Raw genomic sequence first — 24,462 nt, 5'->3', positions numbered from 1 at the left:
AAAGGAGAAACTATGCTCAAACACTTACAAAAAACAATCGAACATTTAACTGAAGAAGAAGCAAAAGAGGTGCTCTTTAATTTACTCACACAACTTCACTCACTAGAAACACATTTTAATAAAGAAACATTAACTTCACTTACAAATATACCAAAAGAACTAATTCAACAGTACATACAAAAGACTGATATTACGAAAAGTAAGCATGTTCATATCGCTTTTGGTGATTCAGCAGCAGGTTCTTTAAAACACGCTCTAAAAGAAGCTAACATTCAAGAAGAGTATGTTTTGTTATTTTCCGATGCTTTTTCTGTTGGTCCTCTTTTTCACTTAGATCAAGAGGCAGGGCAAGTGGCGCGTCAGCAATGGCTTCAGGAGAAATTACCGATAGAAGGCTACTTGTATGAAGAATATTTGCAAGAAATGAAAGTAACTTTAGAGAAATTATATGCGATTCCGTCTCATATTCCGATTACAATTTGGACAGGGAACAATGCATATGAACATGTAGGACTTATTTTTGTTTTATTTTTACTAAAAGAGGCTACTCATGATATATATGTCGTGAATACAGCTGATGGTTTTGATAAGTTATTCCGCACACCAAATTTGGATTATACAGTACGCCATACCGCAGAACTTGCTCCTAACAGGTTAATGGCAATACGCGAAGCATATAAAGAGCAATCTCCTTTAATAAAAGAAGAGCGACAAGTACTTGAAAATGAATGGAAAGCATTACGCGAAGATTACGATGTTTTACGTATTTGGGAGAATAATCGTGTTGTTTCTGTTTCAGAAGATTATATCGATCATTTCATCGTACAATGTGCAAAAAGTTTAGAAACTGATGGTTTTACAGATCAATTTTATAAAGCTTCTCGATTAGTCGGAGAAGTTTTAGGACATTTCGAGCAATGCGTAGGTGATGCTTTTATTGAATATCGCCTGAAATCATTAATACAAAAAGGGATTTTTCATATGACAGGGTCTTTACATTCCATGAGGTCTTATAGTGTACGATTAGCACAGCCAGAAAAATGATAACAAATGAACGGAGATGTATATGTCAATAAGTAGTTCCGATAACGTAGAGAATATCTTAAATAATATAAAAAACATAAAAAACATAAAAAACAACATACTTATTAGCATTAAAATTAGCAAATAAATTAATAAGAAAACCGCAAAGGATATTTTTCCTTTGTGGTTTTTATTTATCGAAGATATTTAACAGGTTTAATTTCACTACAATTAGCCGCCTAGATCGTGGTCAATCTGTTAATTGGTACGCTATTAATTAATATCTTATAATGTTTCTCCACAAAAACGGAACTACTTAATATGTGAACATCTCCTTTTATTATCTTCATATAAAAAGTAATATATGATTGCAATTTTCTAAACTTTTATAAAATTAAATGCGTTATAATGATGATTAAATGGTAAGTTTACCAGATATTTCTGAAGATGAAGATTGTAGAGAAATCTTTAAAAATGAAATATATTGTAGTTTTCAAACAGCTACTACACGATTCAAGGAGAGTAAGAATGGTATATTTACGACAATTATTTTATTTTGGTTATCAACAAGCTCTTTCATGCGTTTTTCCTGTACTGATCTTTTTGACACTTGCTCTTTCAAAACTGATCCATATTCCTGGTCTATACCGTTATGATTTTATCTTACTCATCTGCCTTCTCATTCAATATGGAATGTATAAAACCGGGTTAGAAACAAAAGACGAGCTCAAAGTGATTACCGTTTTCCACTTCATTGGGTTAGCATTAGAAATATATAAAGTACATCATGGTTCTTGGTCCTATCCAGAACAAGCATGGACAAAGGTAATGGGAGTGCCACTTTATAGTGGTTTTATGTATGCGAGTGTTGCTAGTTATATATGTCAAGCATGGCGCAGGCTACACTTGCAAGTAGAAGGATGGCCAAAAGCGATATGGACGATACCACTGGGAGCAATGATTTATTTCAACTTTTTCACACACCACTTTATGTATGATTTCCGCTGGATTCTAACGGCCTTATTATTTGTGGTCTTTTTTCACACTTATGTGCATTTCTCTGTGCAGGAAATTACATATAAAATGCCGCTTGTTCTTTCGTTTTTATTGATTGGTTTTTTCATTTGGATTGCAGAAAATATCGCAACTTTTTTTGGAGCGTGGCAATATCCAAATCAACATGGAACATGGAAACTCGTTCACATTGGGAAAATTAGTTCATGGTTTTTACTCGTTGTCATTAGCATTATGATTGTGGCACAACTAAAACAAATCAAAATCCAAAAAAGTAATAGTTCTTCTTACCATAACTATGATAGCTAAAAGTATGTATGAATACTAAACAAAAGAGGCGATCTGTTTTGAAGAAAAGAAGAGTAATAGCCTTTTTTACATGTATTGTAATAATTGCTTTTGGAATAGTGATTGCTGTATTTAATAAAATGAATAATGAAAACGACTTAGATTGTAGAGCTAATGCTGTTCAAATCAAAGCTGTTGCGGTAGATGATAAGAATAAACCTGTATCTAACGTGAAAGTTTATGAAAATTCAATCACTAATCAGGAACGAACTGTTACAAATTCACAAGGAGAGTTTCAATTTTACTCCAGTGTTTGTGGCAAAATTACTTTACTATTTGTTACTCCAGATGGAAATACATACACAAAAAAATATGATAGGGAAGATGTACCTAACATAGTAAAGTTAGAGTAGTGAATTATATAAATTAAAAAGCAAGGGGTGTGCATATGAACATCTCTTTTTTTATTTCCACATAAAAAGAAATATTCAGTCGCAATTTTCTCAACTTTTATAAAATTCAATGCGTTATAATGGTCATTAGGTGCTATGGTCACCAAATATTTCTAAAGATGGAGGTTGGAAGTATGTCTTCAAACAATGAAATGAATCGCAACACATTGCCTGAGATACAATTAACTTCATCAAAATTTAAGCATGAAGCATATGACATTTACAAAGAGTTACGTGCATCTCATCCTGTCTATTCGGTATATCCTCAAAATTGGCTTATTACAAGATATGAAGATGCAGTGAGTCTTTTGAAAGATGCACGATTACTGAAAAATGCTGAAAGTGTGTTTAGTAAAGAAGAATTTGAAGCCTCTTTTACACTAAAAAATGGAGAATTTTTGAGAAAACAGATGCTGAACTCTGATCCACCTGACCATAGTCGCTTAAGGTCCCTTGTTCAAAAAGCTTTTACTCCGCAGATGATTTTACAGCTGAAAGATAGTATCCAATCCATTGCTGATGCTTTACTAGATAAAGTAGAACACCAGCACACTATAAACCTCGTAAACGATTATGCTTTCCCGCTGCCAATTATTGTGATTAGCGAGATGCTTGGTATCCCACAAGAAGATCGAGATAAATTTAGAGTATGGTCACATGCGGTTATCGATTCTCCAGAGACGCCAGAAGCTATTCTTGAAGTCGATAAAAAACTAGGTGAATTTCTTCACTATTTACAATATTTAATAGATAAAAAACGAGAAAATCCTTCAGATGATTTAGTAAGTGCATTAATACAAGTAGAAAGCGGAGGAACAAAATTAAGTGCTCCAGAATTAAGTTCGATGATTATGCTGCTTATCGTTGCTGGACACGAAACAACTGTCAATTTAATTACAAACATGATGTTAGCGTTGCTTGAGCATCCTGATCAGTTGCAGCTTCTGCGACAAAATCCTGATTTAATTGATTCAGCAATTGAAGAATCATTACGTTTTTACAGCCCTGTTGAATTAACGACTATGCGCTGGGCAACGGAACCATTTACATTACATGGTCAAAACATTCAGCCAAAAGATGCGATTATCATTTCATTAGCTTCTGCCAATCGCGATGAAAAGATATTTCCAAACGCTGATGTTTTTGATATTACAAGAAAAAATAACCGTCATCTTTCTTTTGGACATGGCATTCATTTCTGCCTTGGTGCGCCGCTCGCTCGTTTAGAAGCGAAAATTGCAATTCCTACCTTATTACACCGAATGCCTAATCTTAAAATAAAAGGAACAAGAGAGGACATAAAGTGGAGTGGTAATTATTTAATGAGATCATTAGAGGAATTACCATTATCTTTCTAGGCAAATATACACGAAACAGTATGACACTTCCCAAGGCTGTTAATACTAAACAAAAAGGAGGTGTCATACTATGGCTCAAGATGTTCTTTGTGAAGTAAATAACTGCACGTACTGGGGAAATGGAAATAAGTGCAATGCAGAATCTATTTATGTAGTAAGTCATACAGGTAAACAAGCATCTGATAGTAAAGAAACAGATTGCAAAACATTTGTACCAGAAGTTTAATTTTCTAGGGGTAACCACAATGTAGGTTACCCTTGTATTATTTATATTATTGATAATAAATATCATTTCCATTCATGTTTTTATACATTTTTTATTTAGAGAAAATTAAAGAGGTCAACTAAAAGGACTAGTTTCTCATTTAAATTGTTCCATTCGATTTTATAAAATAGATGAATAAGAGAATTCATATGTCTAAATGAATCTCATTTTTACAAAACAGGCATGGATTATTTTTTGATAATCAAGAGAAATATCCTTTATAACGTCACTCAAATCATGACGTTATTTGTGTTTAGCGCATATTGATAATTTTATTATAAGAAAAAAACATTTAATCCTTGACCTGAAATGCGTTTCATAAATTATAACTAAGATATTGTTGAATACGAACAAAAATATACTCATATATGAAAACGATATCACTCGTTATACAGAAACGAAAGCAGGGGATCGAATGAAACTTATTGCAATTGATTTAGATGGAACTCTTCTTACATCAAAGAAAGTAATTAGTGAAGAAAATGTTACCGCAATTAAGGAATGTCAGGAAAAAGGACATGTTGTAACTATTTGTACAGGGCGCTCTATAATAGATGTCCAAAAACTTTTGCAAGAAGCAAATCTAAAATGTCCAATCATTGCCGAAAACGGTGCAATTTTGTATTCAAGTAACAAAATGTTGCAAAGATATCCAATCGTAACTGAACATGCGAAAGAAATTGTTGATTATCTAGAAGAAAGAAATATATTTTATCAATTGTATACAGATCAAGGTGTATACGTTCCAGAATATGGTGAAGAAAGCGTTCAATTTGAGATGGATTTTATAATAGAATCTGATTCACATGCTGATAAAGAAGAACTGAAACATATAGCAGCTTTATATTTACAGCATACTGAAATTAAAAAAATTGCAAGTTGCAAACCACTATTTTCAAAGCAAATTCATATTCATAAAATACTACCATTCTCGTATCAGAAGGACAATTTAAAGTTATTAAAAGATCAATTCATCAATAATAAGGAATTATCAATTACTGCATCTTACTGGCACAATCTTGAAATCAATCATATCCATGCTCAAAAAGGAAATGGATTATATACGCTAGCTAACCATCTTGGTATATTAAGAGAACATACTGTTGCAATTGGTGATGGTTTAAACGATATGTCTATGATGGAGAAAGCTAGCATATCTATCGCAATGGGCAATGCAGTAGAAGAAATCCAGGCAATTTGTCGTTACAAAACACTTTCAAATGATGACCACGGTGTTGCTTATGCCCTTCGACGCTATGTCTTAAATAATATAAATAGTTAATGACGAAAAAGAGAGCAAATTTTGTTGGAATTTGTTCTCTTTTTTTTGTTTTTATCCACTTTCCTCCTCAATTCTATTAAAAAACAAAAAATTTCTAAATAACTCTTCTTTTTCTATGTACCTTGATGAATATAATTCGTATAATAAAAAAGCTAAATAAATTAAAAATTAGACATAATTAAAAAATTAATATAAATACATTTAAATTATATATATAGAGGTAGAGGTGGGAGTATATGTACCGGCTTAGGGAACTTATTAATATTAAGGAAATACAAACAATAGCAGAACAATTTTATCTTTTAACACATATTTCACATCAGCTTCTTGATTGTAATGGAGAGGCATTCTTTCATTACGGCATACAATCCATCGATTTAAATTTACATATAGAAATTCATGTCCCAATTATAATAAATGAACACACCATTGGAGATTTCATCATTTTTGCTCCTAAAAATAAAGTTGAGCCTTGCACAACATATTTCAAATCCCTTGCAGCGTTTATGACCGATATCGGAATGAATAAATTGCAGCAACTCGAGGAAAATCAGTCGATACCTGCTAAAAATATATATACCATTTTACAAAACATGCCTGTTATGGTGGACGCATTTGATGAAGAAGGAACTTTTGTTGTATGGAACAGAGAATGCGAACTAGTAACGGGTTATAGTGCAGCTGAAATTATTAAAAATCCTCACGCATTAGAGTTACTTTATCCGGATGAAGTATATCGAAAACAAATGCAACATGAATTTTCCATACGGGGTAAAAATTTTCGAGATTGGGAAATGACACTTACTTGTAAAAATGGTGATAAGAAAACGATTATGTGGTCAAATATATCGGAGGAATTTCCTGTCCCTGGATATAGCTATTGGGCAGTTGGTGTTGATATTACACATCGAAAACAGATTGAGGAGGAGCTCATACAAAAATCCTCAGAATTAGAATTAATTTTCAAAGCACTTCCAGATTTATGTTTTTTAACAAATTTTGATGGAACAATCGTTGACTATAAAGCAGGCTGCCCATCAAAGTTTTATGTACCTGTCGAACAATTTATGGGAAAAAAATTTCAAGATGTTTTACCTTCAGATGTCGCCGAGCAGCTGAACGAAGCAATTGCAAAAATACAACAGAAACATTCTATGGAAATTATAGAGTATTCCTTACCAATGCATGATAGTACTTATTTTTTTGAAGCGAGATGTTTGCCACTTTTAACAGATAAAGTTATGGTTATGGTTCGTGATATTACAGAGAAGAAAAAGACAGCAGAATTATTAAATAAATCAGATACATTAGCTGCGGTTGGTCAACTTGCTGCAGGAGTTGCGCATGAAGTACGAAACCCTCTAACTGTCATTAAAGGATTTATACAATTATTACAAACTCGAGAAAGACATGATACAGAATTTTTTCGACTCATGATTTCTGAAATTGAGCGAATCGAATCTATCATTCATGAATTTTTATCAATCGCTAAACCTGAGATTACTTCTTTCGAAAGGAAGAACCTTTGTTTTATATTAGAAAATGTTGTGTCATTAATTAACACAAAGGCAATTATGACAAATATTCACATTGCATGCCAATCAAATCCTGACTTCTTATATATTGATTGCTGCGAAAATCAATTAAAGCAAGTATTTATCAATATTTTACAAAACTCTATTGAAGCAATGCCAAATGGAGGGGAAATCATAATTACTGCTAAAAAAATAAACGACAATGAGGTAGTTATTTGTATTTCAGATGAGGGACTAGGGATTCCGGAAGAAAGGATTATAAAACTCGGAGAACCTTTTTATAGTACGAAAGAAAAAGGGACAGGTCTTGGTCTAATGATTAGTTATAAAATTATTGAAAGTCATCAAGGAAGAATTCATATAGCAAGTAAAGTTGGAGTAGGGACATCGGTTGAAATTTATTTACCAATTTCTCAACCTGTTTAATATAAGATATATTTTTGTTGGTTCAATTTGCAGACATATTAAACGGATAACGCAACAAAGTGAAAATATTTCAATTCATTTATTTAAAATAAATCTGCAAAATAAGAGTAAAAGAATCTTCTATTTGGTAAATTCTTTTACTCTTATTTTGTATGTAAATAGAACTTCGAGTGATTATGCTATCATTTTGTGGTATGGTGTTCCTTTTAGATGTCATGCCAATATATTGTTTTTTCGATTATTACAATGAAAAATTATACAAGGTTTTAGAAATCCAAATATTAATTAATAGACAAGAAGAGGATATATAAAGAAGAAGTATTTATTATGTAAGTGTACTCAAAAATGACGTATTACTTCGAGGGTTCTTATTACTACAATCGAAAAGTCTTTGGCTAAAAAGCTCTTTTACCTAGTGATGTTGTCCAATCTTTTTCCCCTTTTTTTGCATTAACTAGTAGTAGCTTGGAAAGGAGAGAGGAGAGAATAAAGATGGAGAACAGAGAATTTAGGCCTAAATTATATAAGCCTACGGATGAAAAAAATCTGAATATCCCTAGTCGAAATAAAAACGAACGGAATAAAGATTATGATATAGAAGTAAGCATTATTATTCCTTCCTATAATAAATACCCGCTAAATTTATTAACTTTATATTCTTTAAATAACCAAACATTTGACCTTTCGAAAATGGAAGTCCTCTTTATCGATGATGCTTCAACTGATCAAACCTTACAAATGGTACGAAAGCATCATTTTTCTTATCATTTTAAGTATATTAAATGCCAACGAAATCTTGGCAGAGCGAAAGTTCGAAACGTTGGAATGAAATATTCAAGAGGGAAAGTTCTTATATTTTTAGATGCAGAAATGATTGCAGAGCCTGAATTTGTTGAAAATCATTTTAATTATCATCAATCAATGGATAACTTGGTTTTATCAGGAGCTATGTATTATAACGCGGTATATTCTTGTATATTTTCGGAATTTAGTCAAGAACAAATAAAAGAAATATCCACTATGGCAAAAAACGACCGAGTGCTCTACGACCGAATTGAAAACTATAAGCATTCCAACATTTCTACTCCTTATCCGCTATTAGAAAGAAAAGATATTGATACTAAGCTTTATAGAGAATTAAAGGTTAAGACTCCTTCATCACAGTGGTATAATACAATACAAGAAAATTTTGATGCACAATTAAATGGATTTCAGTTCCCGTGGATGGCCTTTTTAACCGGAAATGTTTCCGTACGTAAAAAATTAATTGAACAAGTGGGGCCATTCGACAAAGAGTTTATAAATTATGGTTATGAGGACTGGGAGTTAGGATATCGCTTGTATAAGGCTGGAGCTAGATATTTAGTTAGTAATACTGTTACGGCTTATCATCAAGAGCATCCTGTCGGAGAAAGCAGATGGAAAGAAGCGACGGGAAATTACCACTTATTCACGCTAAAACATCCTGACGTGGATGTTCTTATCCTAGGTCTAGAGCTTGCCCGAATTACAGATTTATTAATGATGAACAAAGTATTAGGCGAGTATAAGTTACTCGTTCAAAATCACCCAAATGATTCACTATCTTTTCAAAAAAAGTTCACTGAAATTCTAGAGACTATTGCACTTTTGTTAAAGATTGATATTCGACATATAAATATATTAGAAGCAGCCGGTTTTGACTTAGAGCAGAAAAATGAGCTTCTATCGGATATCAATAAAATAAAAAAACTAAGAAAGTATAGCAATTTGGTTTATGTCGTAGAGAAAATTTTTGGAAAAAATTACAATAGAGTGGGTTTCCTAAAATAAATCGCAAAGTTTTAATCGTTATTTTATACACTTTCTTTGTCTAAGTTATCTATATTATGTTAGGAGTGGGAACGTAAATGGTTTCAATTATTACTTGTACAATAAGAGAGGAGTATATAGAGAACGTTTTCAGAAACTATGAACAGCAAGTATGGAGAGATAAAGAATTAATTATTATTTTAAATAAGGATACTATGGATCTAAATAAATGGAAAAAAAAGGCTGTTAGTTATCATAATATCCGTGTGTATCAACTACATGAACAGGCAACTTTAGGCGATTGTTTAAATTTTGGAGTAGAAAAATCTAAATATAATCATATAGCCAAATTTGATGATGATGATTACTATGGTCCATATTACTTAGCTCATGCGATGCACGAATTTAAAAATACAGAAATTTCTGTTTTAGGAAAAAGCTCTTATTATGTTTATTTTAAGAATAAAAAAGCTTTGATGTTAGTATCAAATACAGAAAAAGCATTTACTGATTCTGTAGCAGGAGCTACTCTAATCTTTAAAAAAGAAGTATTCAAAAAAGTTCAATTTGAAAAAGTAAATAGAGCTGAAGATTATTTTTTTATAGACAGCTGTAAAAAGAATGGTTTTAAAATCTATTCTACTGATAAACATAATTTTGCTGTCGTACGCCATGATACGGAGAAACACACATGGAAATTATCTGACGAAGATTTTATGCAGTGGGGGGAAATGATCGCTAATACAGATGATTTCCGATCATTTGTTGAACGTTCTAAATTTCCATATAAATAGTCTTTAGGGAGAATGGTATGATTCCTATTATAAATCTAATAATAAAAACATAGAGATTTCTTCATCTCTATGTTTTTACTTTTGACTCTGTTAAACGATAGATAATGTTAATAATTTAGCAAAAACGAGAGATTTAAACCTTCCTTGCTAAGCTAACTTGTCAGTTAATTTAACAAGAAATGCAACAACACTATTTAACAGAGCATTATTTTAAAACAACTTACTTATAAATTTTCAACAACTACAAAGTAACTAACATATATGGTCTCAAGTTTATAAATGTGCTTTATCTAGACATCAAGTTAAATGAAATTCCAATAAAGTGAAACGTCTATTTGGAAAAGACAAACAGAAATTTTCTTATTTCTATATCTACTTTAAAAATCGATTATCCACTTTCTCATTTAATTTTAATCTTTCTTTCATGGTCTTTTCTTTTTTTGTGGTTAAAATATAAATCAACAATTACTTTACATAATCACAGGGAGAAGGGAATGAAAATGTCAAGAAGTCTATTCAATCAAATTTTTCATTTATCTATAAAAATTATAGGGTCTTGTATTATTGCATTTAGTGTTACAATGTTAGTGTTGGATTTCATGGTAGGAGATCGAATAGTATTAAAAGGACTGAATAAAAATCTTGGTTCTTTTGCAGAATATGGAGCGATTGCAGCAGGTTCTTTATGGTTATTTCGTAATATTTGGTTATATTTTCATAAAAGAAAAATAACGGTTGCAAAATACACAAAAGAACTTTACATGTTATTAAAGCAATATCATACGTTTATCGGATATGCAGTTTTTTCAGTTGCTACTTGTCATGGTATATATTTTTTAATGGTAGGCAGCAGTCATATGATTCGGATTTATAGTGGAATTTTCACCTTGATAGGATTAGTTCTTGTTGCGATAGCAGGGATTCTATTACACAAACTAAAAAATAAGAAAAAATATATAACGTATCGAAAAGCTCATCAAATTGTTTCCATTTTATTTGGAATTGGATTACTCATTCACCTTGCCGTATAGGAGTGATAGTATTGCAACGTATTTTAATTATCGAAGATGAAGAAAGTTTAGCAGAATTTTTAGAGTTAGAACTAAAATATGAAGGATATGCAGTAGATGTTGTGTATGATGGACGAAAAGGATTAGAAACCGCTCTTAATCATAATTATGACATCATTCTTCTTGATTTAATGCTTCCTAATCTGAACGGGATAGAAGTATGCCGTCGATTGCGTGCAACAAAAGAAACACCTATTATTATGCTAACAGCTCGTGATAGCATCATGGATCGTGTAACCGGATTAGATAGCGGTGCAGATGATTATTTACCAAAACCTTTTGCCATCGAAGAATTATTAGCAAGAATGCGTGTAATTTTGAGACGAAATCAAAAAGAAGAACATAAAAATAAACTCCTTTTAAGATTTAAAGATTTAGAGCTCGATGTAGAATCTCGAACTTTGCACAAAATAGAAGAGATCATTGAATTAACAAATAAAGAATTCGAGTTGCTTATGATGTTTATGAAAAATATTAATCGTGTATTGACGAGAGATATGCTTTTGGAGCAAGTCTGGGGATACAATGCAGTGGTAGAGACAAATATAGTAGACGTATATGTTCGTTATTTACGTAATAAATTGAGTAGCCAAGACAAGGAAGATTACATTCAAACTGTCAGAGGCGTAGGGTATGTGATGCGATGATGAAGCAATTAAAAAAACACATCCGAAATCTTCCTATAAAATGGAAATTAACACTATGGTCAAGTGCATTATTATTTATCTTGTTCTTTTTATATAATATTTTACAGTTTGTTATCATTGACCATTGGACGCTAAATTATGAAAAAAAACAAATTGATAGGCAAGTAAAAGAAATAGAAGCCTATTTCAATAACGAGAATACAAATCACACAGCAAATACGATTGAAAATAGCAAAGAGTTTCTTGCAAGTATAAATGATAAAAATCAAATGATTCGAATTTTGGATGCAAAAGGAAAAGCGCTTGTCACTGTTTCACGCGACTTTAATCCGAACTGGGTTGTTCCAAAGAATGTCGATCAATCAGAAACTTCTATGACAAGGCATCTTGAAGATAAGGTACTTGTGCAGCGTATGCCTATTACAACACGTACATTCACTGGCACAATTGAAGTTGGGCAAAATTTCGAAGCTTTCGATCATTTAATGAAGCTGATTTTTCTTGTTATGGTAGCTGCTGGTATCGGCGGATTATTACTTAGCTTTTTAGGCGGTACAATTCTTGCAAAGCAACTTTTATTAAGTGTTCAAGCTATTACAGATACGATGAACAAAATTAAGACAAATGGTTTAAAAGAAAGAGTGCCGATTCACGAAAATAACGATGAATTTGCCAAGCTTGGATTACTTTTTAATGAGCTGATGGACAATTTAGAAACTTCCTTCATGCAACAAAAACAATTTGTTGAAGATGCATCCCATGAATTACGCACACCACTTGCGATTATACAAGGACATCTCTCTATGTTAAATCGTTGGGGAAAAGACGATCCTGATGTCTTGCAAAAATCTCTGAATTCGAGTTTAAAAGAAGTGGATCGTCTCAATAAGCTTGTATCAGAGTTATTAGAATTATCCCGAGCAGAATCAGAACAAATATATCCTGCTGCAGCCGAGCCTGTACATGTAAATTCAGTAATAGAACAAGTCACACAAAATTTTGAATTGTTGCATGCTGACTTTCAATTCGCTAGACAGCTACATGCGAATCAGGCATATGTCTCTATTCCTTCTTCTTATCTCGAACAAATTTTAGTCATCATACTAGATAATGCTATAAAATATACAAAAGAACATGAAAAATACATTTGTTTGCAAAGTAAGGTAGAAGAAGATAAAATTAAAATCACCATTGCAGATCATGGAGTCGGAATACCTGAATCTGACCTACCATATGTACTCAATCGTTTTTATCGAGTCGATAAAGCAAGAAGCCGGAAACAAGGTGGCAATGGATTAGGACTTTCCATTGCCAAGCGTCTTACAGAAAAATACAATGGACGCATCATGATAGACAGCAAAGAACAAGAAGGAACAAAGGTTACTTTATCGTTTTATTGTGTAAAAAATATATAACAAAAGCGGAAGATATCGTATATATCTTCCGCTTTTGTTATTAGGAACTAGCATAGGAATTTTTAAGATACAAAAGAAAAATGAGAAAAAGATGAGAAAAATTTAAAGAGTATTTCATATAGCTCGTGTATACTGTGTAAATCAACAATAATTGATAACATGTTTAATTAATTAAGGAGAGACTGATATGAATTACACAATATTTCACTGGATCAATAGTTGGGCAGGATCGTCTGCTTTTCTAGATAAAGGGATGATATTCATTACAAAGAGCGCACCCTATATTGCAATTATTTTCATGCTTTCTTTATGGTTTAGCAACAAACAAAAAGAAGCCGCTATTCGTAAGCAATATACAGCTTTGTATACGGTTCTTTCTCTTGGTATAGCATTACTTTTAAATGCTGTGATTCACTTAGTATATTATCATCCACGACCATTTATCACATACCATGTACACCAATTAGTACCACACGCTAATGATTCTTCGTTTGTAAGTGATCATGCTGTACTTGTATTTTCTATCGCATTTACAATGCTTTTACGTGGAGAAGCTTGGAGAAATATCGCTTTACTTTGGGCTATATTGGTCGGGATTTCACGTATATATGTTGGTGTCCATTACCCAGCAGATATTATAGGAGGAGCCGTTTTATCTTTCGTAACAAGCGCTTTAGTCATCAAATATACAAGTAAAATAGAACCTTTGGCACATCTATTGTTTCAAATTTACGCTAAAATAACAAAACGAATTCCGTTGTTATCTAAGTATAATCACACAACTTGAAGTGTTCACCGCCTATCAATATAATATGTCCTATTTGTAGATTAGAATACAGATAAATGGTGATAATAGTAATACTGTACATCAATTTAAAGGATGATATTATGATTTATATCTATACGGACTATGGGGGAACACATACAACTTCACTAGCAGCAGCGTACCATCTGAAAAAGTTACCGACTGATCGAAAACTTACAAAAGATGAAATATTAAACGTTGATTATTTTAATAAATTAAAAACCTCTGATATGGGGAAAATCATTTTTCATGGACGCGATGAAAATGGAGATCCTGTTTATACGGTTGGCCACGGTGCATCTAAGGTTGTCGTTCCAGCTTTAAAAAATTTAAGTGTACTATTACAAGATAAATATCAAAACCATGAAAAAATTGTGTTCTCTAATACATCACCAACTGTTCCAATCGCTATGACATTTGGTGGTTTATTTTCAAGAAGATTAAAAATCGATTTTATTGGTGTACCATTATTAGTTTTCGGCGCAAAACAAGCCTGTAATAATATTATCAGGCTTGTAGAATATACGAAACAAGCCGGAAGACTAACAAATGAAGATGTTGTGATATTAGAAAATGAAAACTTTAAATAGTTTATAACAAAAAGGATGGCTAACAACATATTAGCCACCCTTTTTACTATAATATCTCAACTTTTTTTCGAATCACAATCTTGTCAATGTCCTCTTCTTCATCACCAACATATAAACCACGTTCTTTCAAATACATCTCAAAATACAAATCAGCTTCAGCACGCTCATCGTAGGGCTTCACTGATAAAACAAATCCCATTTTATGTTGTTCTTCCAATTCAACCGTAGAAATATAGGCGGGGATTTTATTACGTAAAAATAACTCTTTAACTGGAATAATCATGTCTTTCATTAACTTTGATAAAAGATTCATTTCAAATTCAAAATTAAAGCGATCAATGCTAGATAAATCTGCAAAAACAACCCCAATAAAACCAGTATTAAAAATTTCTTGGTAATCTTCCTCTTCTATCTTTCCATTGTAAAAATTCTTTTCAATTAAGTAATTTTTAAAATAAGCAACGCCTTCAGACTCTTTAAAAGGTTTCGTAGAAAGAACGAAACCGATTTTCTTTTGTTTATGTAAATACACGCATGATAAGTAAGCAGCAACATTATGTTCAGCAAAAAGAGAACTTGTTGCTTGTACAAGACCATCTAATACATGATGTGCAATATGTAGTCGTCTACGGGAAAAATAATATGATTTTTTTTGTAATTCCAATGTATCGATAAACACAGAGCCAATAAAGCCTGTATTTGAAATGGTAGGAGTATGCTTTTTTCTTCCTCTGCGTTTATTTTGAGCCAATGTAATCCATCCTTCCTAATACCTATCCGATAGGGGAGAGGGAGTATAAAACGAACATTTGTTCTTATATTAATATTGTACTATTTACTGGTTAAAAAGTAAATGTTTAATCTTTAAAAATAAAGTGAAACTTCCATCAGTGGGGGTTTTTTCCCACTGATGGTTAGTTGAACCAATCGGGCTTTTACGAGCAGTTATCCCCACCTATCTTGAATCTTGAGATGGGGGTCTTACTGCCCGTTAATGCGGGATAAATAAAAAGATGCCTCAAAAAGGCATCTAAATTAAGAAAAGGGGCGAGTAATCACCCCTTATGAATAATGTATATTTATATTAAGAAATAGAGACAATTTCTTCTGCATCTTCGACGTCTAAATGACAATCCATTGTACGTACATCTTGATCTTCATGGCTTCCAAAATAAATAGTAATTTTCATATGTATCGCTCCTTTATTTTAGGAATACCTAAAATAATCATTTATTGATTTCTATTATATACCACTTTACATATTCGTACAATCTTACCAATATTAAAAAAGAGTTTATTTAATATTAAGAATATTGATATAATAAAGTTACCTATATTGAAGGAGGAATTAACATGCAAAAAACACTAAAACCATTTTCAAATGAAGGAAGAGGAGTGAATATCAACTAACGCAAGATAACACTCCTACTTCCAAAATCATCATAAAAAACGAATGGTAGAAAGTAGGAGAACAATTGAAGAAACAAACTATCGCGTCACATAACATTGGAATTTTATTTTGGGTACAGTTTTTTGGAACGATAAGTTTTTTGCAGCCGGTAATGACACTTTTTTATATGGAAAGAGGATTAACGGCAGCAAATATATTTGTTGTACTCATGTGTTGGAGTGGGGCCGTACTTGTTGGAGAATTACCAACAGGTATTTTTGCTGATAGGCTCGGTGCAAAGTTGTCATTTTTAACAGGATCTATCATAAAAACGATTAGTATTTCTATCTTATTATTTGCAGATAATCTATGGCTATTTTGTCTATATAGTTTATTGAACGGTTTTTCGGTTACATTTTTCTCTGGCGCAGACGAAGCATTAATTTATGAGTCATTAAAGGAAACAAATGAACATCATTTAATGGATAAAGCCATGGGGAAGATCCAATCAGCAGGCTTTATTTCAATGTTAATCGCTGTAATCTTCGGTTCGTATTTCGCTAAAGATTTACGCGAAGAACAATTTACACTTTTAATTGTACTCGGAATATTATTTCATCTGATAGAACTTGTTTTATTACTTTTTATTAAAAGCCCAAAGAAACTGTCATCTTACCGAGAAGAGTCTTTTTCACAAGTAATCGAAGGAATAAAGGTTATTCGTGAAGCACCACAATTACTCGTTATGTTTTTAAATGTCTCTCTTGTATTCATTCCGGCAAGTGCAGTTTATGATACGTTTAACCAACCATTGTTCACGAATGCAGGCCTTCCTGTATTTGCAATTGGTATTATGTATGCTTTAGCTGCCATCCTTGGATACTTTTCTTCAATATCAATCGGATGGCTTACTAGCAAATTCTCACGTATAGTTTTAATGAATGCAACAGGTGGTTTAGCTGTTTTAGGGCTGCTTTTATCAACGTTTTATGGAAATACACTGTGGGTCGTATTAGGAGCGTTCTTTATTTTACGGTTTGTACGTGCCATTCGATATCCGATTTATTCGCAGCTTAGTAATGACATTATTCCATCCCATGTACGAGCAACAACGATTTCGTTACTATCTATTCTAGATTCGATATTAGATCTTGCTATTTTCGGAACACTATCATTTTTAGCCGTTAATGCATTACCATTTGTCTTTGCTGGCTGCGCATGTATTGCATGTATCGGAACGTTTTTACCGATTAATGGTGTTAAAGCAGGCGTTGAAATACATCATTCAACGAATCGAAATGTAGAGTAAAAAATACCCCACAAGTTTTCAATAAACTTGTGGGGCTGTAAAAAATAAGGAAAAACAATTATTTTATCCCATTTTCGGGGGAAGTAAGATCCCATAAAATCTCGATTTGGCGAGCTTTCCATTAGTGGGAAACCACTGATGGAAGTTTTATTTTATATCAAGGAGGGAAAGAAAATGTTAAATATACAAAAAGCTAACCTAGATGATATGCAATGGGTTAATTTTCAATATAAAAAGGCTAACTTTGTACCGTCACATTTAGACAATGAAGAGATTGGAATTGCATATTTAAATGGCCAAAAAGCCGGCTTAGGAAGGCTAGTAAAAATTGATAAAAATAACTTTGAAATAGGTGGAATATATACGTTAGAAGACTATAGAGGAAAGAAAATTGCTGATAGTATCGTTGCATTTCTTATTAAAGAAGCTCGGAAACTTCAAATTCAAAATGTATATTGCATTCCATATGAACATTTACAACCTTTTTATAGTAAACATGGATTTAAAGAAGTAGTAGATTTAGCTGCGGTTCCTAAACAAATTATAGATAAATATAATTGGTGCTTAAAGCAATATGATATAAAAACATTGTTAATGAAATTATAGACTTGAGAACACACATAAGCTGTGTTTTTTTGTTTTTCGAAAAAGTACGGACAAGGAAAACATATTTATTCCTTCATAATCTCTCTCTAATATTCCAAACGATTTGCTGTATACTCGTTTCTCAATATTGATATATTTATATCCCTTATTTTATTTCGGAAAATTTTTATATTCACACTCTTAGAATTATTTTTACATAACCCCAAATTAGGCATTTGAACAAGTTACAATACCTAATTGTAGGTCATATTTTGTTGAAGAGTGCATTCACAATAATCTATCGTCTTACTTATTGCGGGACGTATTTTCATTATGGCTCGCTAAAAAAATACATGGGGGTTATGAAATGAATAATTTTCAACATGAATTACAAGCGTTAAATCTGAATGATTATCAAACTGGAAATGTCGTGTACTGGGATAGCCAAATTCCTTCTCCATACTATATTGATGAGGACTATACTCGTCGTTGCGGCGGTTGTGGTCGTTGCGGAGGGTTCGGTCGTTGCGGAGGGTTTGGCCGTTGCGGATTCCGTTGCTTTGGATGCTTCGGATGCATTGGATTTGGATTTGGATGTGGCGGTTGCGGCGGATGTGGCGGATGTGGCGGTTGTGGCGGTTGTGGCGGCGGATTCTGCGTGGACGGAGTATGCTTTTAATTGAAACTTCAAATTCAAAATGTATATTGCATTCCATATGAACATTTAAAACCTTTTTATAGTAAACATGGATTTAAAGAAGTAGTAGATTTAGCTGCGGTCCCTAAACAGATTATAGATAAATATAATTGGTGCTTAAAGCAATATGATATAAAAACATTGTTAATGAAATTATAGACTTGAGAACACACATAAGCTGTGTTTTCTTGTTTTTCGAAAAAGTACGGACAAGGAAAACATATTTATTCTTTCATAATCTCTCTCTAATATTCCAAACGATTTGCTGTATACTTGTTTCTCGATATTGATATATTTATATTCTTTATTTTATCTCAGGAATTTTTTATATTCACACTCTTAGAATTATTTTTACATAACCCCAAATTAGGCATTTGAACAAGTTACAATACTTAATTATAGGTCATACTTTGTTGAAGAGTGCATTCAAAAAAAACTATCGTCCTACCTATTACAGGACGTATTTTCATTATGGCTTGCTAATTATATACATGGGGGTTATGAAATGAATAATTTTCAACAAGAACTACAAACGTTAAATCTGAATGATTATCAAACTGGAAATGTCGTATACTGGGATAGCCAAATTCCTTCTCCATACTATATTGATGAGGACTATACTCGTCGTTGCGGCGGATGTGGGCGTTGCGGAGGGTTCGGTCGTTGCGGAGGGTTCGGTCGTTGCGGAGGGTTCGGTCGTTGCGGATTCCGTTGCTTTGGATGCTTTGGATGCATTGGATTTGGATTTGGATGCGGCGGCTGCGGTGGTTGTGGCGGATGTGGCGGATGCGGTGGCGGTTTTGGTGGTGGATTCTGCGTGGACGGAGTATGCTTTATTTAATTCCTATTTTTTAATTGAAACTTCAAATTCAAAATGTATATTGCATTCCATATGAACATTTAAAACCTTTTTATAGTAAACATGGATTTAAAGAAGTAGTAGATTTAGCTGCGGTCCCTAAACAGATTATAGATAAATATAATTGGTGCTTAAAGCAATATGATATAAAAACATTATTAATGAAATTATAGACTTGAGAACACACATAAGCTGTGTTTTTTTGTCTTTCGAAAAAGTACGGACAAGGAAAACATATTTATTCCTTCATAATCTCTCTCTAATATTCCAAACGATTTGCTGTATACTTGTTTCTCGATATTGATATATTTATATTCCTTATTTTGTCTCAGGAATTTTTTATATTCACACTCTTAGAATTATTTTTACATAACCCCAAATTAGGCATTTGAACAAGTTACAATACCTAATTATAGGTCATACTTTGTTGAAGAGTGCATTCACAATAATCTATCGTCTTACTTATTGCGGGACGTATCTTTATTATGGCTTGCTAATTATTTACACGGGGGTTATGAAATGAATAATTTTCAACATGAATTACAAGCGTTAAATCTCAATGATTATCAAACTGGAAATGTCGTATACTGGGATAGCCAAATTCCTTCTCCATACTATATTGATGAGGACTATACTCGTCGTTGCGGAGGATGTGGCCGTTGCGGAGGATGTGGTCGTTGCGGAGGATTCGGTCGTTGCGGAGGATTTGGATGCTTTGGATGCGGAGGATGCGGTGGTTGCGGTGGTTGCTTCGGATGCTCGTTGTTCTGGTTTATTTAATACTGATTTGTTAACGGAAATTTTACTTCAAGAAAAGTGTTGCCACATGATTTTTGTTGTAGAAACACTTTTCTTGAACCGTTCTTCACTTTTCCATTTGACATAAGAAAAAATAGTATACATAAAATTGTTATGACGGAAGTTATCACGCTCATTCAAGAACAATGAACAGAGAAGGAGGAGTACAATGACAAAATTAAACGCCTCTACACGTTTGAAAATGAAAAGAGATACTTTTTTTCTCTCTGATCCAAAAGGAGAAGTGTATTTTAGAAATAATGCCAGTTCATTCCGAATGGAAGGGACGTCTATCAACCAATGGATTGAAAAACTGATACCAATGTTCAACGGAGAATACACATTAGGAAATTTGACAGATGGCTTACCTGAGCTGTATCAAAAGCGAGTATTTGAAATAGCAGAAATACTGTACCAAAATGAATTTGCAACAGACATAAGTCAAGATCATCCACACCAATTGCCAGAAAACATTCTCCAAAAATATGCACCTCAGATTGAATTTTTAGATAACCTCGGTGCTTCTGGTGCATATCGGTTTCAATCTTATCGCCAAACGAAAGTATTAGTTGTTGGCTCTGGTTCTTTTTTTGTTTCTCTTATTTCTGCATTACTTGAATCTGGGTTACCGAAATTTCATATGATGATTACTGATCCAGTATCAACCAATCAAAGACGAATAAAAGAATTAATAGAGCATGCCCAAAAAACAGACCCCAAGGTAAAAGTCGAAGAAATTTTTCCACAAAAAGAAAATATTTTAAAAAAGGTTTTGCAACCATTTCATACAATTTTGTATGTATCACAAGAAGAAGACATAGAGGAATTAAAAATTCTTCATTCCATTTGTAAAGAAGAAAAAAAGATATTCATCCCTGCCATATATACGCAAGGAGTCGGATTAGCCGGGCCACTCGTTCATCCAGAAAGTGATGCTTGCTGGGAATCAGCTTGGCGACGCATACACAAGTCTGCATTTTCTAAAAATTCTCAAGAGCACACTTTTTCTTCTACACCAGAAGCAATGTTAGCAAATGTAATTGTATTTGAACTGTTTAAAAAGGTTACAGATGCAACAAAATCCACGCAAACGAATCAATTTTTTCTGTTAAATTCAGAAACATTAGAAGGAAACTGGCATTCATTTCTGCCTCATCCCTTAGTAACTGAAAAAATGGAAATCGAATGGATCAAAGATTTTAATACAAGAATCAAACAGAACGCAAATAAAAATGAATTGAATGAATCTACTCTGGACTTGAATTACCTTGTATCAAAAGAAGCAGGGATTTTTCATATTTGGGAAGCAGGGGACTTAAAACAACTGCCATTGGCTCAATGTCGTATTCAAACAGTTGATCCGCTGTCGGAAGGACCTGCTGAATTATTACCCGATATGATTTGTACAGGTTTAACACATGTGGAAGCAAGATACGAAGCTGGATTAGCTGGAGTTGAGACTTATATGTCACAAATGGCTAGCTTACTTGTTTCAAAACTTCCCGAACATCAACAAATAAAGAACGGTATGATAGATTCTCAGGAATATGTAGGAATTGGAACAGGGAAAACAATCGAAGAATGTGTTTTACGAGGATTACAAAAGTGTTTAAATAAAGAATTTTATAAGAGACAGCAGCGCCAAAATATTGCCGTTTCTCGAATAGAGTTAGATGTCATAGACGATGAGCGCTGTCGCTTTTATTTGCAAGCACTTACCACTCTGCAAGGAACCCCTACAATCGCTTTTGGAGAAGCCATTTTCGATTTTCCTGTTATATGGGTCGGCACGAATAATCGTTGGTACGGAAGTGTAGGATTCGATATAATAATAGCATTACGAAATGCATTACAGCAGGCACTTACAGAAGCGCAAAATTGTGATAGTTGTCTCACATCACAAGCATTAGAGTCTTCATCAGTTTTATTACCAGATAAAACGCCATTACATTTCGTTATTTCTTCTTACGAAAACAGGACAGAATTAGAAATATTACAATCTGCTGAACAGACGTTAAAACAAAATGGAAAACGAATCTGCGTTTTTGAAATAACGCTAGAAGCAGTCTGGAAGGAGGAATTGGCAGGAATATTTGGAGTATTATTGGGAGAGGAGAGATCCCAATGAGCGCTTCCATTTTAATTATTGGAAAGGGATTATTGGCAAATCACGTATATGAAGAATTATCTGTCCAATATGAAATAAATCAACATACTGATTTTGATCTAAAAATACCCGCAACAACTGATTTAGTTCTCGTATTACACGATACTTGGAATCCTTCTTCTCATAAAGAAGCAGAAAGTATACTTCAATCAACGAATATTCCTTGGCTGCGAGCCTTCATTTCATTCGGAGAAGGAATAATCGGTCCACTAGTTCGTCCTGGCACACCAGGATGTTCCAAATGTGCAGATATACGCCGTACTTTCGCAGGAAATGATTCTAAAGAAATGTGGAAGATATTGCAGATCCTAACAACAAAAAAGGAAATGCCTCGAGACACATGGGCATCAAGGAATGGATTATTACAGATGACGCATATTTTGCTAGAAGAAGTGCGGTGCATTTTACAAGATGATCATGCACGATCAGAAGGACACATGTTTTTCGTTAATTTACAAACATTGAAAAGCTCATATCATTTTTTTCTACCTCATCCTTTATGCTCAAATTGTAGTCAAATGCGTAATGATTCATCAAATTTAGCCGAAATTTCATTACAATCAAGCCCAAAGATTAACATAAATGATTATCGTTGTCGTTCAATCTCTGAACTGAGTAACGTATTAGCCAAGGATTATCTAGATTATGAAACTGGGTTTTTAAATGATAAAATGTATAACCTTACACCTCCATTTGCCGAGGTAACTGTAAATCTTCCGTTTCTCTTTGGAAATGAAGTAACAGCTGGCCGTACCCATTCATATGCAGCTAGTGAATTAACCGCTATTTTAGAAGGATTAGAACGATATTGCGGTCTAGAACCTCGAGGGAAACGTACAGTTATTCAGGACACATTCCGCAATTTAGCTCATCAAGCACTTAATCCCCTTGAAGTGGGTGTACATGCAAGAGAACAATATATGCAGCCTAATTTTCCATTTAAACCGTTTCATCCAGATCGTCCAATGAATTGGGTATGGGGTTATTCATTTTTGCAAGAACGTCCAATTTTAGTTCCAGAACTACTTGCTTATTATAGTTTAGGCGGTAGAGATGGTTTTGTTTATGAGACTTCCAATGGTTGTGCATTGGGTGGCAGTTTAGAGGAAGCGATTTTTTATGGCATTTTGGAAGTGATTGAGCGCGATTCATTTTTGCTAACTTGGTATGCTCAGCTTCCTCTCCCGCGTCTTGATCTTTCTTCTGTCAATGATCAAGAGTTGCAGTTGATGGTAGAACGCGTGCGTGCAGTAGGGGGATATGATATACATTTGTTTAACTCGACAATGGAGCACGGAATTCCAAGCGTCTGGGCACTGGCAAAAAACAGAAAGGAGAAGGGAATAAATATTATCTGTGCAGCTGGAGCTCATTTAGATCCGGTACGGGCAACGAAAAGTGCAATATATGAATTAGCTGGCATGATGTTAACGCTTGATAAGGAATTTGAGGCGAATCGCGAGAAATATGTACAAATGTTCCATAATCCTTCCCTCGTGAAGCAAATGCCTGACCATCCTAAGGTATGCGGTTTGCCAGAAGCGGAAGAACGGTTTCAGTTTTTGCTAGATATTAATCACCCGTTACAAACATTTACCGAGGCATTCAAACAGAAAACAAGGCATGCGGATTTGACAGATGATTTAAGAGAAATGCTTCAGATGTTGCACCAGTTAAATTTCGATGTGATTGTAGTAGATCAGACAACACCAGAAATAATGCGAAATGGATTACATTGTGTGAAAGTACTCATTCCAGGAATGTTGCCAATGACATTCGGGCACCATCTTACACGCTTAACAGGTCTAGAGAGAGTATTACAGGTACCAATGGAACTTGGGTATACGAAGCAAGCGCTAACGTTTGAACAACTCAATCCACATCCACATCCGTTTGCGTAAG

At 33.5% G+C, this 24,462-nt stretch carries 22 protein-coding genes; 21 read left to right on the top strand and 1 reads right to left on the bottom strand.

Annotated elements, in window-relative coordinates; translation table 11 throughout:
- Nucleotides 1-12: 12 nt before the first annotated feature.
- From ACTDJC_RS16220 to ACTDJC_RS16155, 14 genes are all read left to right on the top strand, one after another.
- Nucleotides 13-1,044, top strand: a complete 1,032-nt coding sequence (locus tag ACTDJC_RS16220; protein WP_440604051.1) for a DUF1835 domain-containing protein — start codon at nucleotides 13-15, stop codon at nucleotides 1,042-1,044.
- A gap of 507 nt (nucleotides 1,045-1,551) precedes the next feature.
- Nucleotides 1,552-2,346, top strand: a complete 795-nt coding sequence (locus tag ACTDJC_RS16215) for a DUF817 domain-containing protein (protein WP_440604050.1) — start codon at nucleotides 1,552-1,554, stop codon at nucleotides 2,344-2,346.
- A 38-nt stretch (nucleotides 2,347-2,384) separates the two neighbouring features.
- Entirely contained in the window at nucleotides 2,385-2,738 is a 354-nt protein-coding gene (locus ACTDJC_RS16210) for a hypothetical protein (protein ID WP_098310298.1), read from the top strand.
- A 173-nt stretch (nucleotides 2,739-2,911) separates the two neighbouring features.
- Nucleotides 2,912-4,135 (top strand): cytochrome P450 family protein, encoded by a 1,224-nt coding sequence (locus ACTDJC_RS16205; RefSeq protein WP_098310297.1) that lies wholly within the window; start codon nucleotides 2,912-2,914, stop codon nucleotides 4,133-4,135.
- A gap of 70 nt (nucleotides 4,136-4,205) precedes the next feature.
- Nucleotides 4,206-4,361 (top strand): DUF1540 domain-containing protein, encoded by a 156-nt coding sequence (locus tag ACTDJC_RS16200; protein ID WP_154712237.1) that lies wholly within the window; start codon nucleotides 4,206-4,208, stop codon nucleotides 4,359-4,361.
- A gap of 454 nt (nucleotides 4,362-4,815) precedes the next feature.
- Nucleotides 4,816-5,682 (top strand): Cof-type HAD-IIB family hydrolase, encoded by an 867-nt coding sequence (locus ACTDJC_RS16195; RefSeq protein WP_098310295.1) that lies wholly within the window; start codon nucleotides 4,816-4,818, stop codon nucleotides 5,680-5,682.
- A gap of 236 nt (nucleotides 5,683-5,918) precedes the next feature.
- Nucleotides 5,919-7,643 carry an ATP-binding protein gene (locus ACTDJC_RS16190; protein WP_440604049.1) on the top strand — a complete coding sequence of 575 codons (1,725 nt, stop codon included), beginning with the start codon at nucleotides 5,919-5,921 and terminating at the stop codon, nucleotides 7,641-7,643.
- A 492-nt stretch (nucleotides 7,644-8,135) separates the two neighbouring features.
- Nucleotides 8,136-9,455 carry a glycosyltransferase family 2 protein gene (locus ACTDJC_RS16185; protein WP_440604048.1) on the top strand — a complete coding sequence of 440 codons (1,320 nt, stop codon included), beginning with the start codon at nucleotides 8,136-8,138 and terminating at the stop codon, nucleotides 9,453-9,455.
- A 77-nt stretch (nucleotides 9,456-9,532) separates the two neighbouring features.
- The gene (locus ACTDJC_RS16180; RefSeq protein WP_440604047.1) at nucleotides 9,533-10,228 is read left to right on the top strand and encodes a glycosyltransferase; all 696 of its coding nucleotides are present in this window, start codon (nucleotides 9,533-9,535) and stop codon (nucleotides 10,226-10,228) included.
- A 500-nt stretch (nucleotides 10,229-10,728) separates the two neighbouring features.
- Nucleotides 10,729-11,259, top strand: a complete 531-nt coding sequence (locus ACTDJC_RS16175; protein WP_440604046.1) for a hypothetical protein — start codon at nucleotides 10,729-10,731, stop codon at nucleotides 11,257-11,259.
- A gap of 11 nt (nucleotides 11,260-11,270) precedes the next feature.
- Nucleotides 11,271-11,945 (top strand): response regulator transcription factor, encoded by a 675-nt coding sequence (locus tag ACTDJC_RS16170; RefSeq protein ID WP_098310290.1) that lies wholly within the window; start codon nucleotides 11,271-11,273, stop codon nucleotides 11,943-11,945.
- On the top strand, nucleotides 11,942-13,360 hold the full coding sequence (locus ACTDJC_RS16165) for a HAMP domain-containing histidine kinase (protein WP_098310289.1): 1,419 nt from the start codon (nucleotides 11,942-11,944) through the stop codon (nucleotides 13,358-13,360). The genes ACTDJC_RS16170 and ACTDJC_RS16165 overlap by 4 nt, the downstream gene beginning before the upstream one ends.
- Before the next feature lie 187 nt (nucleotides 13,361-13,547).
- Nucleotides 13,548-14,147 (top strand): undecaprenyl-diphosphatase, encoded by a 600-nt coding sequence (locus tag ACTDJC_RS16160; protein ID WP_253629610.1) that lies wholly within the window; start codon nucleotides 13,548-13,550, stop codon nucleotides 14,145-14,147.
- Nucleotides 14,148-14,248: 101 nt separating this feature from the next.
- On the top strand, nucleotides 14,249-14,755 hold the full coding sequence (locus ACTDJC_RS16155) for a DUF3189 family protein (protein ID WP_098310287.1): 507 nt from the start codon (nucleotides 14,249-14,251) through the stop codon (nucleotides 14,753-14,755).
- 46 nt (nucleotides 14,756-14,801) lie between these two features.
- Here the strand turns inward: ACTDJC_RS16155 and ACTDJC_RS16150 are convergent, their stop codons facing one another.
- The gene (locus ACTDJC_RS16150) at nucleotides 14,802-15,506 is read right to left on the bottom strand and encodes a hypothetical protein (protein ID WP_440604045.1); all 705 of its coding nucleotides are present in this window, start codon (nucleotides 15,504-15,506) and stop codon (nucleotides 14,802-14,804) included.
- A 724-nt stretch (nucleotides 15,507-16,230) separates the two neighbouring features.
- Between ACTDJC_RS16150 and ACTDJC_RS16145 the strand changes: the two genes are divergently transcribed.
- From ACTDJC_RS16145 to ACTDJC_RS16115, 7 genes are all read left to right on the top strand, one after another.
- Nucleotides 16,231-17,454 (top strand): MFS transporter, encoded by a 1,224-nt coding sequence (locus ACTDJC_RS16145; protein WP_440604044.1) that lies wholly within the window; start codon nucleotides 16,231-16,233, stop codon nucleotides 17,452-17,454.
- 174 nt (nucleotides 17,455-17,628) lie between these two features.
- Nucleotides 17,629-18,060 carry a GNAT family N-acetyltransferase gene (locus ACTDJC_RS16140; protein WP_440604043.1) on the top strand — a complete coding sequence of 144 codons (432 nt, stop codon included), beginning with the start codon at nucleotides 17,629-17,631 and terminating at the stop codon, nucleotides 18,058-18,060.
- A 346-nt stretch (nucleotides 18,061-18,406) separates the two neighbouring features.
- Complete coding sequence (locus ACTDJC_RS16135) at nucleotides 18,407-18,718, top strand: heterocycloanthracin/sonorensin family bacteriocin (RefSeq protein ID WP_440604042.1); 312 nt, start codon at nucleotides 18,407-18,409, stop codon at nucleotides 18,716-18,718.
- 523 nt (nucleotides 18,719-19,241) lie between these two features.
- Entirely contained in the window at nucleotides 19,242-19,577 is a 336-nt protein-coding gene (locus ACTDJC_RS16130; RefSeq protein WP_440604041.1) for a heterocycloanthracin/sonorensin family bacteriocin, read from the top strand.
- Between the two features lie 537 nt (nucleotides 19,578-20,114).
- Nucleotides 20,115-20,375, top strand: a complete 261-nt coding sequence (locus ACTDJC_RS16125) for a heterocycloanthracin/sonorensin family bacteriocin (protein WP_440604040.1) — start codon at nucleotides 20,115-20,117, stop codon at nucleotides 20,373-20,375.
- A 187-nt stretch (nucleotides 20,376-20,562) separates the two neighbouring features.
- Nucleotides 20,563-22,521 (top strand): putative thiazole-containing bacteriocin maturation protein, encoded by a 1,959-nt coding sequence (locus tag ACTDJC_RS16120; RefSeq protein WP_440604039.1) that lies wholly within the window; start codon nucleotides 20,563-20,565, stop codon nucleotides 22,519-22,521.
- Nucleotides 22,518-24,461, top strand: coding sequence for a TOMM precursor leader peptide-binding protein (locus tag ACTDJC_RS16115; protein WP_440604038.1), 1,944 nt, complete (start codon nucleotides 22,518-22,520; stop codon nucleotides 24,459-24,461). The genes ACTDJC_RS16120 and ACTDJC_RS16115 overlap by 4 nt, the downstream gene beginning before the upstream one ends.
- The last annotated feature ends 1 nt before the right edge of the window (nucleotide 24,462 follow it).

Origin of the sequence: Bacillus sp. GB_SG_008 (assembly GCF_052038115.1) — a bacterium.
GTDB classification, from domain to species: Bacteria; Bacillota; Bacilli; order Bacillales; family Bacillaceae_G; genus Bacillus_A; species Bacillus_A rhizoplanae.
The sequence above is the reverse complement of the archived record's forward strand: the minus strand, read 5'-3'. Positions and strand labels throughout refer to the sequence as shown.